Origin of the sequence: Sulfitobacter indolifex (assembly GCF_022788655.1) — a bacterium.
Lineage (GTDB): Bacteria > Pseudomonadota > Alphaproteobacteria > Rhodobacterales > Rhodobacteraceae > Sulfitobacter > Sulfitobacter indolifex.
The window spans coordinates 2,411,306-2,423,964 of the sequence record NZ_CP084951.1 but is presented as its reverse complement, the minus strand read 5'-3'; the positions used below and the strand labels follow the sequence as shown (position 1 = coordinate 2,423,964).

General features: G+C 58.1%; 14 protein-coding genes. 3 read left to right on the top strand and 11 right to left on the bottom strand.

The annotated features are described in order from the left end of the window. The first annotated feature begins 1 nt into the window (after position 1). Complete coding sequence (locus tag DSM14862_RS11855; protein WP_007117489.1) at positions 2–622, top strand: ABC-type transport auxiliary lipoprotein family protein; 621 nt, start codon at positions 2–4, stop codon at positions 620–622. 283 nt (positions 623–905) lie between these two features. Next, positions 906–1,319, top strand: a complete 414-nt coding sequence (locus tag DSM14862_RS11850; RefSeq protein ID WP_243254255.1) for a c-type cytochrome — start codon at positions 906–908, stop codon at positions 1,317–1,319. Positions 1,320–1,405: 86 nt separating this feature from the next. Here the strand turns inward: DSM14862_RS11850 and DSM14862_RS11845 are convergent, their stop codons facing one another. The 5 genes from DSM14862_RS11845 to DSM14862_RS11825 all read right to left on the bottom strand — a co-directional run bounded on the left by DSM14862_RS11845 (position 1,406) and on the right by DSM14862_RS11825 (position 4,778). Then, positions 1,406–1,858: a hypothetical protein gene (locus tag DSM14862_RS11845; protein ID WP_007117487.1), complete on the bottom strand. Its 453-nt coding sequence runs from the start codon at positions 1,856–1,858 to the stop codon at positions 1,406–1,408. Between the two features lie 55 nt (positions 1,859–1,913). Continuing rightward, positions 1,914–2,321 (bottom strand): universal stress protein, encoded by a 408-nt coding sequence (locus DSM14862_RS11840; RefSeq protein ID WP_040700533.1) that lies wholly within the window; start codon positions 2,319–2,321, stop codon positions 1,914–1,916. Positions 2,322–2,496: 175 nt separating this feature from the next. Further along, positions 2,497–2,913 carry a universal stress protein gene (locus DSM14862_RS11835; protein WP_007117485.1) on the bottom strand — a complete coding sequence of 139 codons (417 nt, stop codon included), beginning with the start codon at positions 2,911–2,913 and terminating at the stop codon, positions 2,497–2,499. A gap of 100 nt (positions 2,914–3,013) precedes the next feature. After that, positions 3,014–3,853 carry a universal stress protein gene (locus tag DSM14862_RS11830; protein WP_007117484.1) on the bottom strand — a complete coding sequence of 280 codons (840 nt, stop codon included), beginning with the start codon at positions 3,851–3,853 and terminating at the stop codon, positions 3,014–3,016. 241 nt (positions 3,854–4,094) lie between these two features. Further along, a complete protein-coding gene (locus DSM14862_RS11825; protein ID WP_007117483.1) occupies positions 4,095–4,778 on the bottom strand; it encodes a helix-turn-helix domain-containing protein in 684 nt (227 codons plus the stop codon). 171 nt (positions 4,779–4,949) lie between these two features. Here DSM14862_RS11825 and DSM14862_RS11820 point away from each other — a divergent pair, with 171 nt between their 5' ends. Further along, positions 4,950–5,693 carry a response regulator gene (locus DSM14862_RS11820; RefSeq protein WP_007117482.1) on the top strand — a complete coding sequence of 248 codons (744 nt, stop codon included), beginning with the start codon at positions 4,950–4,952 and terminating at the stop codon, positions 5,691–5,693. Between the two features lie 187 nt (positions 5,694–5,880). On the opposite strand, the gene DSM14862_RS11815 is transcribed toward DSM14862_RS11820, so the two are convergent. The 6 genes from DSM14862_RS11815 to DSM14862_RS11790 all read right to left on the bottom strand — a co-directional run bounded on the left by DSM14862_RS11815 (position 5,881) and on the right by DSM14862_RS11790 (position 12,428). Continuing rightward, positions 5,881–7,005 carry a site-2 protease family protein gene (locus DSM14862_RS11815; protein ID WP_007117480.1) on the bottom strand — a complete coding sequence of 375 codons (1,125 nt, stop codon included), beginning with the start codon at positions 7,003–7,005 and terminating at the stop codon, positions 5,881–5,883. Between the two features lie 198 nt (positions 7,006–7,203). Next, positions 7,204–7,617, bottom strand: coding sequence for a c-type cytochrome (locus tag DSM14862_RS11810; protein WP_007117479.1), 414 nt, complete (start codon positions 7,615–7,617; stop codon positions 7,204–7,206). A gap of 810 nt (positions 7,618–8,427) precedes the next feature. Next, positions 8,428–9,129 carry a FadR/GntR family transcriptional regulator gene (locus DSM14862_RS11805; protein WP_040700182.1) on the bottom strand — a complete coding sequence of 234 codons (702 nt, stop codon included), beginning with the start codon at positions 9,127–9,129 and terminating at the stop codon, positions 8,428–8,430. A 138-nt stretch (positions 9,130–9,267) separates the two neighbouring features. Then, on the bottom strand, positions 9,268–10,797 hold the full coding sequence (locus tag DSM14862_RS11800) for a tripartite tricarboxylate transporter permease (RefSeq protein ID WP_007117477.1): 1,530 nt from the start codon (positions 10,795–10,797) through the stop codon (positions 9,268–9,270). A 3-nt stretch (positions 10,798–10,800) separates the two neighbouring features. Beyond that, a complete protein-coding gene (locus tag DSM14862_RS11795) occupies positions 10,801–11,262 on the bottom strand; it encodes a tripartite tricarboxylate transporter TctB family protein (RefSeq protein WP_007117476.1) in 462 nt (153 codons plus the stop codon). Positions 11,263–11,462: 200 nt separating this feature from the next. Next, the gene (locus DSM14862_RS11790; RefSeq protein WP_007117475.1) at positions 11,463–12,428 is read right to left on the bottom strand and encodes a Bug family tripartite tricarboxylate transporter substrate binding protein; all 966 of its coding nucleotides are present in this window, start codon (positions 12,426–12,428) and stop codon (positions 11,463–11,465) included. Positions 12,429–12,659 lie beyond the last annotated feature (231 nt).

Below are 12,659 nucleotides of genomic sequence, written 5' to 3'. Positions count from 1 at the left end.
CATGATGCCCCCAGCAAACCTGACCCGCCGCATCGCATTTCTGGGCGCGATTGCTTCGCTGAGCGGATGCAGTGCCCTGTCCGCCCTGAACACGGCCGCGCAGCCTGTAGATACCTATGACCTGCGGCCAGCGCCCGGATCGCAAAAAGGGCCTCGCAGCGCCGCGAAGCTGCTGATCGCCCGTCCCGAGGCGTCAGCAGCCTTGGCGAGCGATCGGATCATGGTGCGGTCTGACGGTGCGACAATTACTTACCTCCCCGACGCCCGCTGGGTTGATGAGGCTCCGATCGTCCTGCAGGGGTTGCTTGTGCGCAGCATCGCCGCTTCTGGGCGGATCGGGTATGTCGGGCCGAGCGAGGGTGGGCCGGTTCCGGACAAGGCGCTTCTTGTGCGGATGGACAGCTTTGAAGTGACGATAGAACCCGGCGGCACGGTTCTCGTGATGGTCGATCTTGCTTTGACCGTGCTTAATGACAGCGACCAGCGGGTTCTGGGCATTCGTAATTTTGCCCAATCTGCACAGGCTGGGAATGACAGCCCAAGCGCCATCGCTGCCGCATTTCAGGCTTCTCTTGATGTGCTTTTGCCCGACGCGGCTGATTGGGTCTTGCGGGTGGTGTAAGGGCGGGGCTTTCCGCAGTGCCGCCGGTACCGCGTTTGGGCTTTTGCCCCGGTACCTAGCCCGCCGCCGTCACTGGTGTGGCAGGGAGCACTTGATCTAGGTCAAGTTCTGTAACCCTCGCCCGCTCTACACTCTAACTCAATATGAGTGTGACCCTGAAGGTTGAATAGTTAGAAATCGGAAAGGCCCCCGTTGATGCGGGGGGTACCGAGAAATGAGGCCCAAATCGCGCGTCCGCCCCCCCATCGGCTAAAGGCAGGGGCATGAGGGCAGGCGCCGTTTCATGAAAGGAAAAAAGATGAAAAATCAGCTTCTTGCAACGGCGCTTGGTTGCCTGTTTGGACTCCCTGCCTTGGCGCAGGACGCGGACCAGGGTCAGGAAATTTATAGCCAATATTGCGTGGCATGCCACGGCACCGAGGCTCTCGGAGATGGTCCGATCTCGCCTATTCTTCTGGTCAAACCGAGCAACCTGCGCAGACTTTCCGCTACGAATGGCGGGGTGTTCCCCACCAAACGTGTGGTAATGCGCATTGACGGGCGCGACCCGTTGCTGGCCCATGGCTCGATGATGCCGATCTACGGACATATTTTTGACGAGCAAGACACCCCCATGAAAGCAGAGACGGGCCAGCCGATCATGACCAGCGCGCTGATCGTGGACCTTGTTGCGTATCTTGAAACGCTTCAGGAGTAACGGCTGTCGCAGGACGGTTTGATTTTGATGTGACGCGGGGCGGTGTCGCCCTGCAAACGTTTGCCCGCTCGCAGCCCCGTCTGTGCTTATTCCAAATCGCCCTGATGGCTCACCCCGGAGCCCTGCCACGGCGTTGACCCGAATGCCGAGGTCACGATCACGTCGATCACCGCCCCCCAGAAGGCCATTTCCACAACCAGCCACCAAGGGCTGGCAAAGAGACCCGGCAGCCATGCAATCTCTGCGGTTAACTCTGAAAGCGCGCCATATGCGACAAGCACCAGCAAAAGCCCCATCCACGCACCGCACCAAGCGCCTCTGAGCCAGACCGGTATGGGAATGCCGAGAAACGGCATGGTTTGGTAAAAGCCGAGTATTCCAACCAGAGCGCCGAGCGTGACGAACCAACCCACCATACCCAAAAGGAACATGCCGCTCAGCGTGCCTGTAGAACTGAAGATGACATAGCCAAGCGCGCCTAAGGTGAAGCCCAGAAGCTTTGCAAGCGCCACCCGCTTGAGGAATGGGGTAAGATGCATCTTTTGCCCTCCTTTATGGTTCTAAAGTTCGCTCACGCGCCATGCGGACGCGTGGTTAGCGAACGACATGCACCGAGCACTGGGCAAAGCGGACAACACGCGCAGCGGTGGAGCCGAGGAAGTAGTCGCCAAGTCCGGGACGGTGGGACGCCACCACGATACAGTCCGAGCCGTATTGATTTGCGAAATCGACGATGGTCCGGCCCGCGTGTCCGGAAACGAGTTGGACCTGCGCATTTGGAAGGGTTTTGCCCAAGCGGCTCATCGCCTGAGCAATGCCTTCGCGAACCTTAGCCAACACTTCAGTCGGGATTTCCGATGAAGCAATGCTTGGGATCGGCTCCATTACATGCAGCAAGGTGAACCTTGCGCCGGACGTGGCCAATGCCCGGGCCGCGTCGAGCCCCTTTTGATTGTCATGTCCTTCATCAGCCACGACAGGGATGAGAATATTGCTGTACATAACGGCTCTCCAATCGCGTTTGTCGGGTTTGGTCCTGTTAAGCATAGCCTTCTGCGGCAGCGCCCTTTTGATGCATATCAAGTGAAATGCCGGTCCGTCGGCAGTGGCTGATGGCCGTGTCACGCGGCATATGGGCCGCAGGTGGTCATGAATGCGGCACGACCATTGGGACGGGCTATTGCCGCACAATGAGGACAGACAGGTCCGAATGTGAGGCGAGATATCCAGCATTTGACGCAAAGACATACTCAGCCAAGCCAGGGATGTGGCTTGCCATGACGATCAGGTCGATCCCAAGGCCACTCGCGCTGCGATTCAAAACATCGTCAAGGTCCACGGCCGGGTCGTGGCTGGTTTCGACGTGTGGGGCGAAGGTCACCCCGTATGTCTGGGACATCTCTGCAGCAAAGCGGGTCAGCTTTTGCGCAAACTCATCGGGGGTCCGCGCGACTTCGTTCGGGACACTATGCCCGACACCTACGATATGGGTTTCGGCCTTGTATAGCTTGGCGATATCAGCTGCCACCTGAAGGGACTTCCCCAACCGGTCAGCATGTCGCAGATCAACTGGGATCATGATTTTGGTATACATGATTGGCTCCTTTTAGGGCTTTGTGACGCGCCATAGGTCTCTGACGCATTGGGTCAGGGGCCCCCTTGAGGCTGGGCCCCGCCGTTCTGGCAAAATGGTTTCACCGCGAAAACAGGACTGGGATATCGGCTTTTCGAAGCAGTTCGCGGGTGGCGGCACCAATCACGAGATCATAGGCGCGGGAATGGCCAAACGCGCCGACAGCAATCAAATCTGCCCCTTGTTCAAACGCTTCTTTGTTCAGCGCCGCGGCAACCCCGGGGTGTTGCCAAGATCGTTCAACCAAGGTGGTGTCGATCTGATGCCGGGCAAAGGCCGCGGCCAGATCGTTGGAAGTGGCATCAAGACCGGTGTCCTTGCTGTGATCGTTTATGCGCAGGATATGCGCAGAGTCACCGGCGCGAAGCAATGTGCGCGCATCATGCACCGCGCGCACTGCTTCTCGGGTGCCATTCCAACCAATTAAGATCTTCTGGCCCAGCCTGTCGCCGGCAAAGTGCCTCGGCACAACAATCACGGGCCGCCCGGCATCGCGGATCACGTCTTCTAAAAGACGCGTATGCGCGTTGGTCTCGGCCTGAGGGTCGGGGGCGGGCATCAGCACGATGTCTGCGGATTGTGCGCTCTCCACGATCCGTTCTGCGGCGGTGACCGAGCGGCTTTTTAGCAGTCGCCATTCAGAGACAAAATCCTCGGCGTGGGAATGCTGCTCGAAAATCTTCTCAAGTGCGGCGGACTGTTTGGCTTGGGAGGCACCAAATTCCGTGAAAATGATGTCCGGCGCATGCAGCGCGATGCCGGGATAGACCATCAGCGATTCCAAAGTATGCAGGCCGATCACATGGGCACCGTGCCGCCGTGCGAGCAATGTTGCTGCCGCCAACAGACCATCGGCGGTTTCGACATCCATAAGGCAGGTCAGGATCGTCTTTATCGACATGATAGGTCTCCTATGGCCCCATTTGTTGAACCTCGGTAGGGCAGGGCCGCCCGTGCGGGGTATCGGCGAGGGCGCGGCCCATTTCGGCTTGTCTGTTGGCCCATTGGTTCCCTCCGCATGCCAAACCTGTGCAGGAGCCTAACGTTCGGGATCGGATCGCAACTTGATTCAAATCAAACCCACATAGTGGCTTGCGGAGATGGCGAAGCGCTCATGGCCCCGACCTTGGGCACCCCGGCCGCTATTCGCTCACTTGCGAGGCTGAGATCAGGGCCCGCATGTCGCGAATGAGAACGGTCTGGGGGTTTTCCAAGGCAATCATATTTTCCTTGCGCAGGCGGGTTAAGGTGCGGCTGACGGTTTCGACCGTAAGGCCAAGGAAATCTGCGATATCCGCCCGGCTCATGGGCAGCGAACAAGATGTGTAGCCGCCAATGGGCGTGCCATTGCGCTCTGCTAAGGTCACCAGAAAAGAGGCCATCTTTTCTTTGGCCGACTTGCGGGCAAGCATCATGAAGTGATCCTGCATCGCAGAGATTTCGCGCAGGGCGGCGTTCAAGAGGCGCTGGTGGGTCTCATGATCTCCATCGACTGTATCAAGGGCATTCCGGCGATGGACGATAACTTCGGCCGCGGTGATTGCTTCGCAATCGGTGTGATGGCAGGCCCCTTTGGGGAAACCGATGGTGTCCCCCGGAAAGCCAAACGCAATGACTTGACGGCGGCCATTGCCCAGGACGCGCGTCAGGCGAAAGACGCCGGAGACGATCTCATATATGGAGGCCGCAGCGTCGCCTTCTCGGAACAGATGCGCGCCGGCGCCTTGGCTTTTCCTGGACGGTGATCCCGCAGCCCCATTTTGCTGCCGGCTTGGCACCGACACGATGGTTGCAGGTGCGAATTCGTTGAAGAGTGTTACGTACATGTGACCGCCCTTTGTTGTGTGCAGTCACATTCACAGGCAGGTGTCGCAGCGATACCTTTGCTGGTGTATCGGTTTGTAACGGTTTGTCGCGGGGGTGGCCCTGCGTGCCAACCGGGTGGTCACGATTGAGTTTTCAATCTATAAAAACAAAGGTGTCTGTAGGTTGTAGCCGTGGCCGAGAAAAAGATCCTTGTCGTTGATGATGATGTGAGAATCCGAACCCTTCTAAGGCGTTGTCTTGAAGGGGACGGCTATCGCGTGGTTGAGGCTGAAAGCGCCCAAAGTGTCCGGGATGCCTTTGGGGCGGCCGCGTTTGATCTGGTCACATTGGATTTGAACCTCGGCGCGGATAACGGGCTCGATATCCTGCGAGAGCTGCGCCGTACTCATGACGTGCCGATTGTTATGGTGACCGGGAAAGACGATGTGATTGACCGCGTGGTCGGTTTGGAGTTGGGGGCAGACGACTATCTTACCAAACCTTTCCATGTCCGCGAAGTTTTGGCCCGCGTCCGATCGGTCTTGCGCCGGAGCAGCAGGCCCATGCCAGCTGAGACCACCGACAGAGACAGCGATACATCGGATGCGCCGTGGTTGTCCCTCGATGGGTTGAAGATCAGGTTGGATCGCATGCTGCTCGTTGATCGGCAGGGCGAGGATTGCGATTTGACAACCGCGGACTTTAAATTGCTGGCGGCCTTTCTGAAGAATGCCAAGAAGCCCTTGTCCCGGGACCGGTTAATGGACCTGATTGACGGTCAGGAATGGGCCCCTTTGGACCGCACCATCGACAATCAGGTAGCACGCCTGCGCAAGAAGGTTGAGCGGGATGCCTCTCGCCCGCTGTTAATCAAGACGGTGCGCGGCATCGGGTATATTTTGACAGAAAGCGCTGTCGAATTGGACCATCATTAGTCGAGTAGAGCGTGAAATGCCTTTGCGAGATCGGCCTGCCGATAGGCCTTGCGCAAAACCTTGAACTCGGAGGCTTGGCTGTCCCCCCGCATGAGGGCTTCGGAGAACCCTGAGGTTTATTCATGCAAGCGGGTCCGCTTTTGCAGTACTTTCAGGTCGCAGACCCGCTTCGGGACCGTCTTATAAGCTATCCGATTTCTTTCGAGATGTTCAGAACCGAGACCATGTCCGAGAGCGACACCACCCCAGCGAGGCCCTGCGCATCGACGACAAGGAATTTGCGCCGTCCGCTGCTCACGAACTTGGCTATGAGTTCTGTGGCTGACATGTCGTAGTCAACGGTATTTGCGTCACTGCAGCTTTCAACAACATCGTCGACTTTTGTAGTAGTCCAATTCTCACGGTCGATCTTACGCACGATCTGCGTATCAACATACCCGAGCAGAGCACCGTCTTCGACTACGGGCACAAAGCTGATCGCGTGCTTCAGGAAGACGTCATTTACCAATTCCGACAAGGACAGGTTCGGTGACACTGTCCAAGGGTCGCGGCTCATAAGTTGAGAGACAGCCCGGCCTTCAAATGCTTTGTTTTTTTCCAAATTGGCCAAGGTCGATCGCGCGGCCGCCAACAAGAAAAGCGCAATGAAGATAGCCCATAGGCCCAAGGTTACAGCCCCCGAAAAAGCCGCAAGCAAGCCTAATATTGCAATCGCATAGGAGAGGGCCTTTGAGGCCTTGATGGCCTGCCGCGTCGCCGCCAGAAAATCGCCACTGCGGCTCCATAGCCACGCGCGCAAAATTCGCCCGCCGTCCATCGGGAATGCCGGTAACAAGTTGAAGAGAGCAAGGGTGATGTTGAGCGCGGTAAGGTAACCGAGAACGGACCTCAACGGGGCGGATGCCCCAATGAGCAGGGCGATATAGCCAGAACCCCAAAAGGCCAACGCGATGCACAGGCTGGCCACTGGGCCCGCAATGGCGACCCAGAATTCGGTATTTGCGCTCACCGGCTCAGATTCGAGCTCCGCGACCCCGCCGAACAGAAACAGAGTTATGCGGCGGACCCTCAGCCCAAAGTGGCCTGCGACAAAGGCATGCGCCAGTTCATGCAAGACAATTGAGCCAAACAGACCCAGCATGGCAATTGTTGCAAGGAAGAGAAGGGTTGCGGGCTTGGCCTCGGGCAATTCGGCCGGGAAATAGCCCGTGGCGAGGCTCCATATGATCAAGATCGCGATCAGAAACCAGCTGGGATCCAACGTGATATCGATGCCGTTAAGTCGCGCGACCTTCAAAGAGTTACCCCACATTCTGTCCTCCGCGGTTTGGCGTTCCAGCCTGAACGCGTGGTTTGAATAAGCCGTGATGAGGGTCGCATGTCACAGTTCTCCGAAGCCTATCGCAGTGATGTTGCAAAGATCGTGCAGCCCAGAGGCGGGCAGGTGGCATTCCCATCCTTTGAAAGGCACCGACCCTGCGAGCAAATTTGTCCAGCGTGCCGCGCAAGCCTATTCTTGGATCGCTTCGAGATAGTCGAGCAGGTCAGCAAAATCGGTCTCCAGTACTTCGCCATTGGCCCCGCCGTTCGGATAAACATGCCGCAGGCCGACCTGAGAAAAGTCCGGCATCGGAGACGCCGGGTCGTCTTTCTCAAGGCGCCCCATGATGAAGCGGCGAACGAACTCGCGGGGGAAATAGCCGTCATTGCGCCGCTGAAGTCCCGCCAAATCAGGCGGCGCCACACCTAGGTCATAAGACGCAGGTCCAGATCCTCTGCCTTGCGCGCCATGGCATGCGGAACATTCCTTCGCGTAAATTTCCTGCCCGTTCTGAACCGCATTGGGTCCGGCGATGGTGTCTTCGGTGCAAGCGGTCAGGAGCAGGAGACCGAGCGGAGCGATGAGGGAGGAGCGTTTTTTCATGTCGGAAGAATACCTTTAAGTGTTGCGAAAAGGTGCTAGCGCGCGCCGCTGTGCGGCAATCGATTTCGGTGCGGTGTCAGGTTCGCATAAAGCCAGGGGGTCAGTATTGACCTGCATCAAGGCGGGGAAATGGCGCGGTGGCGAGATGGGCCAATCGGCTGCTGACCTGAGCAGCAGCGCAAAAAAACACGAGGCAGCCGCGCTGTTGGATATGGATGCGTATAAACGGCAGGCGTTCCCATGCCGATGTGCTCTGACCGGTCATTCGCCACGCCGAGCATGAAGGTCCGCTGAGGACCGTTTCTGTTCAGGCTGGCAAGGTGTGCAATCACCGAGCCAGCCCTAACCGACACCTGGGCAGCATACCCAGGAATGGCTTTGGCCCGGCTAACATGCAGTGTTCGGATCGGCAACTGCGCATTGAGAGCCGCTTGTGGATTGAGAAATTAGAATACCAGTTAACGCCTGCTTCCGGGAAGCTGCAGCGCGACATGCGATGGCCGGTCAAAGTCTAGAAAGGCCGTCACCTGCAATGTATGCGATGCTGTAACTGCGAATAGTTTCAAGCTCAGCACGGTAAGATCGGGCTCATTCCGGTGGCCGGGAAACGAATTGGCGCAATTCGATCGCCGCTTGGGAGCCGTCGCTTAATCTACTCTAGGCCCGTTCCAACGAGGAGGGGGGCGTTCAGCGTCTTGCGCAACTCAACTCTGCTTCCAAAGGGGACAAACCGCGCGCACGACCGTTCCGGCATTTTCTGACTAGACGTCTCATCCCACTTCTAGCCTCATCATGCGGCGCGCTACCACGTTAGTCCTCTTGCGCATCCACAAACATCCGGTCCTTTGCGGCGGTGATATGGTGGCGCATTGTGGCCTGTGCCACGTCGGGTTGCTTTAGGCGGATCGCCTCGAGTACCGCGCGATGCTCTGCCAACACCAGCTCTTGCCGGACGGGGGCGTCCAGAAGGGTGAGTGAACGCGACAGCCTAACGCCATAGGCAATTTGCTCGCTCAAAGATTCCAGCACAGACGAGAAAAACGGGTTCTTGGCGCCACGGGCAATTGCCAAATGCAAGCTTTGATCCGCATCAACGCCAAGAGCGTTTTGCTGATAGGTCTGTTCCATCAAAAGATAGGCCGCATCCATCGCGGCCAGATCCTCATCATCGCGGCGCCGTGCCGCCCAAGCGGCGGCGGCACCTTCGACATCAATGCGAAACTCATAGCAGCGTTGAACGTCTGAAACCGACTCCAGCGGTACGAAGCTAATCAATTCGCGGTCGGGACGGCGCAGAACATAGCTGCCCGACCCACGCCGTGATTGCACGATGCCATCGTCTCTAAGTCGCGACAGCGCCCCGCGCACAACGGGTCGCGACACGCCAAAGCTCTCGGCCAGCATTTCTTCGGTCGGTAGTCGGCTGTGTACCGGATATTCCTCTTCGAGGATCTTTGTCAGGAGCTGATCGTACACTTGATCTGCCAGTGAGGGGCGACGTGTCTCTGACAAAGTGATCTCCTTGCTTGTGGCCCGGCGTTCGGAGTGACCCTTATAAACCGCATTTGATTAAAATACAGGGGGGGCGGCACGCGCGTGGCAGCAATCTAAGGGACCGCCCCTTCAGAAAAGGGGCGGTCCCAGGGTTGGTTACGACTTGCTATTGACGACAGCTGGCTTCTTTGTCGGCGTGCGGATCACCAAGAAGTAGACGAACACCAGCGTCAGCGCGACAAAGAACAGGCTGTCGGGATTGGTGAAAAAGGTCGTCGGATCCCCGTTCGACAGCGCCAGCGAGCGGCGCAGGAATTCTTCCAGATTTGGCCCAAGGATATACCCCAGCAGCATGGTGATGACCGGAAAACCGTTGCGGCGCAGATAGAAGGCCAGAACCCCCATCGCCAGCGCCATGAACATCTGGAAGGTCGAGTAGGTGGCGACATAGCTGCCCACGACCGCCAAAAGCGCGATCACCGCATAAAGCACATCCTTACGGACCGAGACGATTTTGATGAAGTATGGCCCAATCAGCCACAACGTTAGGGGGATCAGTACCACCGCGCTGAACAACAAGGCGGCCAGCATCGGCGCAATAAGCCCCGCTTGATCGGTCATCAACTGCGGTCCGGGTTGAATGCCGTTAATCACCAGCACGCCTAGCATAATCGCGGTGATCGGATCGCCGGGAATACCAAAGGTCAGCATCGGCACCATGGCGCCACCACAGACCGCATTGTTGGCGCTTTCAGAGGCGGCGATGCCCTTTGGGTTGCCCTTGCCAAAGGTCTCAGGCTCCGTCGAGGTGCGCACGGTTTCGGTATAGGCGAGGAACGATCCCATCGAGCCGCCCGCACCCGGCAACGTGCCGACGAAATAACCAATCAGGCAGGATTTAAAGTAACAACCGAACCCGATTTTGCGGATGTCCGACCATGGCGGCAGGAAGTCACGGCGACGGATCTTGACCTTACCGGCGGCTGCGGCGGCGGCAGTGATATCCGTGCGCGCGCTTGCTTGGGTCAGCACTTCGGCAATGGCGAAGGTGCCGATGATGACGGGCATCAGATCGATCCCAGCCGTGAGGCTGGAATAGCCATAGGTAAAGCGGGTGATCGGCTCCATCGCATCAAGCCCGACCGTCGCCAGCATCAGGCCAATGCAAGCCGCAAGACCGGCTTGCGGGATGCGTCCCCGTTGCGCAATCACGACAACGATCAAAGCAAAGGCCAAGAGAGAGAACTTGCCCGTGGTTTTGACGTAAAGCGACAGTTCGGCCACGAAGGGCGCAAGTGCGATCAACAAAAGCGCACCCACGGCACCGCCGAACATGGAGCCGAGTGCCGCGTGGCCGAGCGCCAGCGCGCCTTTGCCTTGCTGCTGCATCGGATAGCCGTCGAGCGCGGTCATCATTGAGGATGGTGCGCCGGGGATATTGATCGTGGTCGCGGTGATAGACCCGCCGCACATGCCGGCCATATAGATACTGGCACAGGCCATCAGCGCGGTCTCAACGCTAAGTGTGTAGGTGAGGGGCAGCAAGAGCGCCATCGCCAGTGTCGCGGTCAGCCCCGGAATGGCGGCAAAGATCGTGCCGATGACAAAGCCAAGGATCACATAAGTAAAGTTGACCGGATCGGCCAGCAGGGAAAAGCTGCTGAATACGAGGATGATGAAATCCATGACTTAACCCCACAGTGTCGGGAGGCGAACCCCGAACAATTGTTGAAACATGACAAAGGCGACCCCAACGATCGCCGCCGATATGACAGCCTTGAGGACCAGCTTTTCGAACTTTGAAAACAGCAGGATCAGTGCAAAGACGAACAGGCCCGACGACAGGAAATAGCCCAAAGTTCTGAAAGCGACGATGTAGAAGAAAATCGCCACCACCACCCAAACATGGGTGTAGCTGCGCTCCTCGTCCGCGGCATCGGTCTGGGGCGCAGTCTCGGGCGGGACCCGCAGCGCTTGCACAATGAGGATGCTGCAAAAAACAATCGCCGCACAGCCTACAAGGATCGGAAAAAAGGCCGGCGTCAGCCCGTTGTCGGCGATCGGTGCGCCCAAGCTGAGCGCCGTCACCAAATAGCCAACAGACACTGCAAGAGTGACATACAGAAATACCAATTGCCTGTTTAAAAGCATCGTCGTCTCCCGGACTGGGTGTGATAGGGGCGTCTGCGCAAGGCGGCTGTCAGTGCGGTGGGTGCGATTGCGGCAGTTGGCCGCTTGTTCGATCCCAAAGCTTGAAAAACCGGCTTGTGATCAGTGACACTGCGTCTCTGACCCCGACAGGGGGGATGTCTTCGACCCCTAGGAGCCGAAGACATGGTGGGCGTGGTGGCTTACAATTCCAGTTCGTCCATCAGCGTGAACGTCTTGGTCTGCAGCTCGTCGATCCAAGCGTTGACTTCGCCAGAACCCAGCCAATCGGCTGTCACGCCAATCTGTGCCAGCCAGTCTTGGAATTCCGCGCTGTCATAGGCTGTCTTGAACGTGGTCTCCAGCGTCTCGACCGCCTCGTCCGGCGTGTTAGCCGGTGCTGCGAGTACAATGAAGCTGCCGGTCTGCAAGTCGTGGCCCTTGGATTTCAGCGTCGGCACATCGGTGTAGGTGGCGTTCTGCACGCCCGTCAGTTCGACCACACCTTTGGCGTCGCCAGAGGCTAGGATGCCGCTAAAGTCACCAAGGCTCGAGATGGCCGCATCCAACTCGCCCGAGAGCAACGCCTCGGCTTCGGCACTGGACGAGCCTGCATAGGTGATGACGTTGAAATCCACATCAAGCAGTTTTTCCAGCTGCATCACCGAAAGGTAGGGGCCGGAGCCTTTGGGAGCCACGCCGACACGCACTTCGCCAGGGTTCTCTTTGGCACGGGCGATTAGGTCTTCGTAGCTCTCAATCCCCGAATGTTTGGAGACGACAATCGCATCAGCCTCAGAGGTGATGCGCGCGATTGGCTTCATATTGTCGAGCGAATAGCCCGGCACCATTTGGCCGCGGGGCAGGGTGATGACGCTGTCATAGGTCAGCACACCGACGGTATGCCCATCGGGGCGTGCGTTCGTCATCTGGATCAGGCCCGTCGCGGTAACCGCACCGGCGATGTTTTCCACATAGATCGATTTCGGCAAGTCCTGCTCGGCAAGGTTGCTGATTTTGCGCGAGATCGCGTCGGCGCCGCCGCCGGCGGGCCAAGGGACGATCAGGCGAATGTCGCGCATTGGAAAGTCCTGCGCCGCGACGGATGTGCCAAGGATGGCTGCGCCAAGCGCAACACCAAGGGTGGTTTTCAAGCTTTTGTAAAACATAGATCTGTTCCTCCTCTACAGATGTCGTGTGCCAGACAGGGGCTGGCGTCTTGCGTGCACCGACTGGTCCGGAAAAGCGGGGCTTTACCGGTTCGGCGTCATGACGTTGGTCAGCGTTGTCGTCAGTGGGATATGCCATCGGGCCAGATAGGCTGGCTGTTGTACGGCTTTGGCTGGATCTGGTCGCGGTGTGGGCACGAACTGCGCCTGTCCCGACTTAATCTTCGCGTG

What these genes read in the sequence shown, in the direction of transcription:
- DSM14862_RS11855 (WP_007117489.1), top strand. Translation starts at nt 2, where the DNA reads ATGATGCCCCCAGCAAACCTGACCCGCCGCATCGCATTTCTGGGCGCG.
- DSM14862_RS11850 (WP_243254255.1), top strand. Translation starts at nt 906, where the DNA reads ATGAAAGGAAAAAAGATGAAAAATCAGCTTCTTGCAACGGCGCTTGGT.
- DSM14862_RS11845 (WP_007117487.1), bottom strand. Translation starts at nt 1,858, where the DNA reads ATGCATCTTACCCCATTCCTCAAGCGGGTGGCGCTTGCAAAGCTTCTG.
- DSM14862_RS11840 (WP_040700533.1), bottom strand. Translation starts at nt 2,321, where the DNA reads ATGTACAGCAATATTCTCATCCCTGTCGTGGCTGATGAAGGACATGAC.
- DSM14862_RS11835 (WP_007117485.1), bottom strand. Translation starts at nt 2,913, where the DNA reads ATGTATACCAAAATCATGATCCCAGTTGATCTGCGACATGCTGACCGG.
- DSM14862_RS11830 (WP_007117484.1), bottom strand. Translation starts at nt 3,853, where the DNA reads ATGTCGATAAAGACGATCCTGACCTGCCTTATGGATGTCGAAACCGCC.
- DSM14862_RS11825 (WP_007117483.1), bottom strand. Translation starts at nt 4,778, where the DNA reads ATGTACGTAACACTCTTCAACGAATTCGCACCTGCAACCATCGTGTCG.
- DSM14862_RS11815 (WP_007117480.1), bottom strand. Translation starts at nt 7,005, where the DNA reads ATGTGGGGTAACTCTTTGAAGGTCGCGCGACTTAACGGCATCGATATC.
- DSM14862_RS11810 (WP_007117479.1), bottom strand. Translation starts at nt 7,617, where the DNA reads ATGAAAAAACGCTCCTCCCTCATCGCTCCGCTCGGTCTCCTGCTCCTG.
- DSM14862_RS11800 (WP_007117477.1), bottom strand. Translation starts at nt 10,797, where the DNA reads ATGGATTTCATCATCCTCGTATTCAGCAGCTTTTCCCTGCTGGCCGAT.
- DSM14862_RS11795 (WP_007117476.1), bottom strand. Translation starts at nt 11,262, where the DNA reads ATGCTTTTAAACAGGCAATTGGTATTTCTGTATGTCACTCTTGCAGTG.
- DSM14862_RS11790 (WP_007117475.1), bottom strand. Translation starts at nt 12,428, where the DNA reads ATGTTTTACAAAAGCTTGAAAACCACCCTTGGTGTTGCGCTTGGCGCA.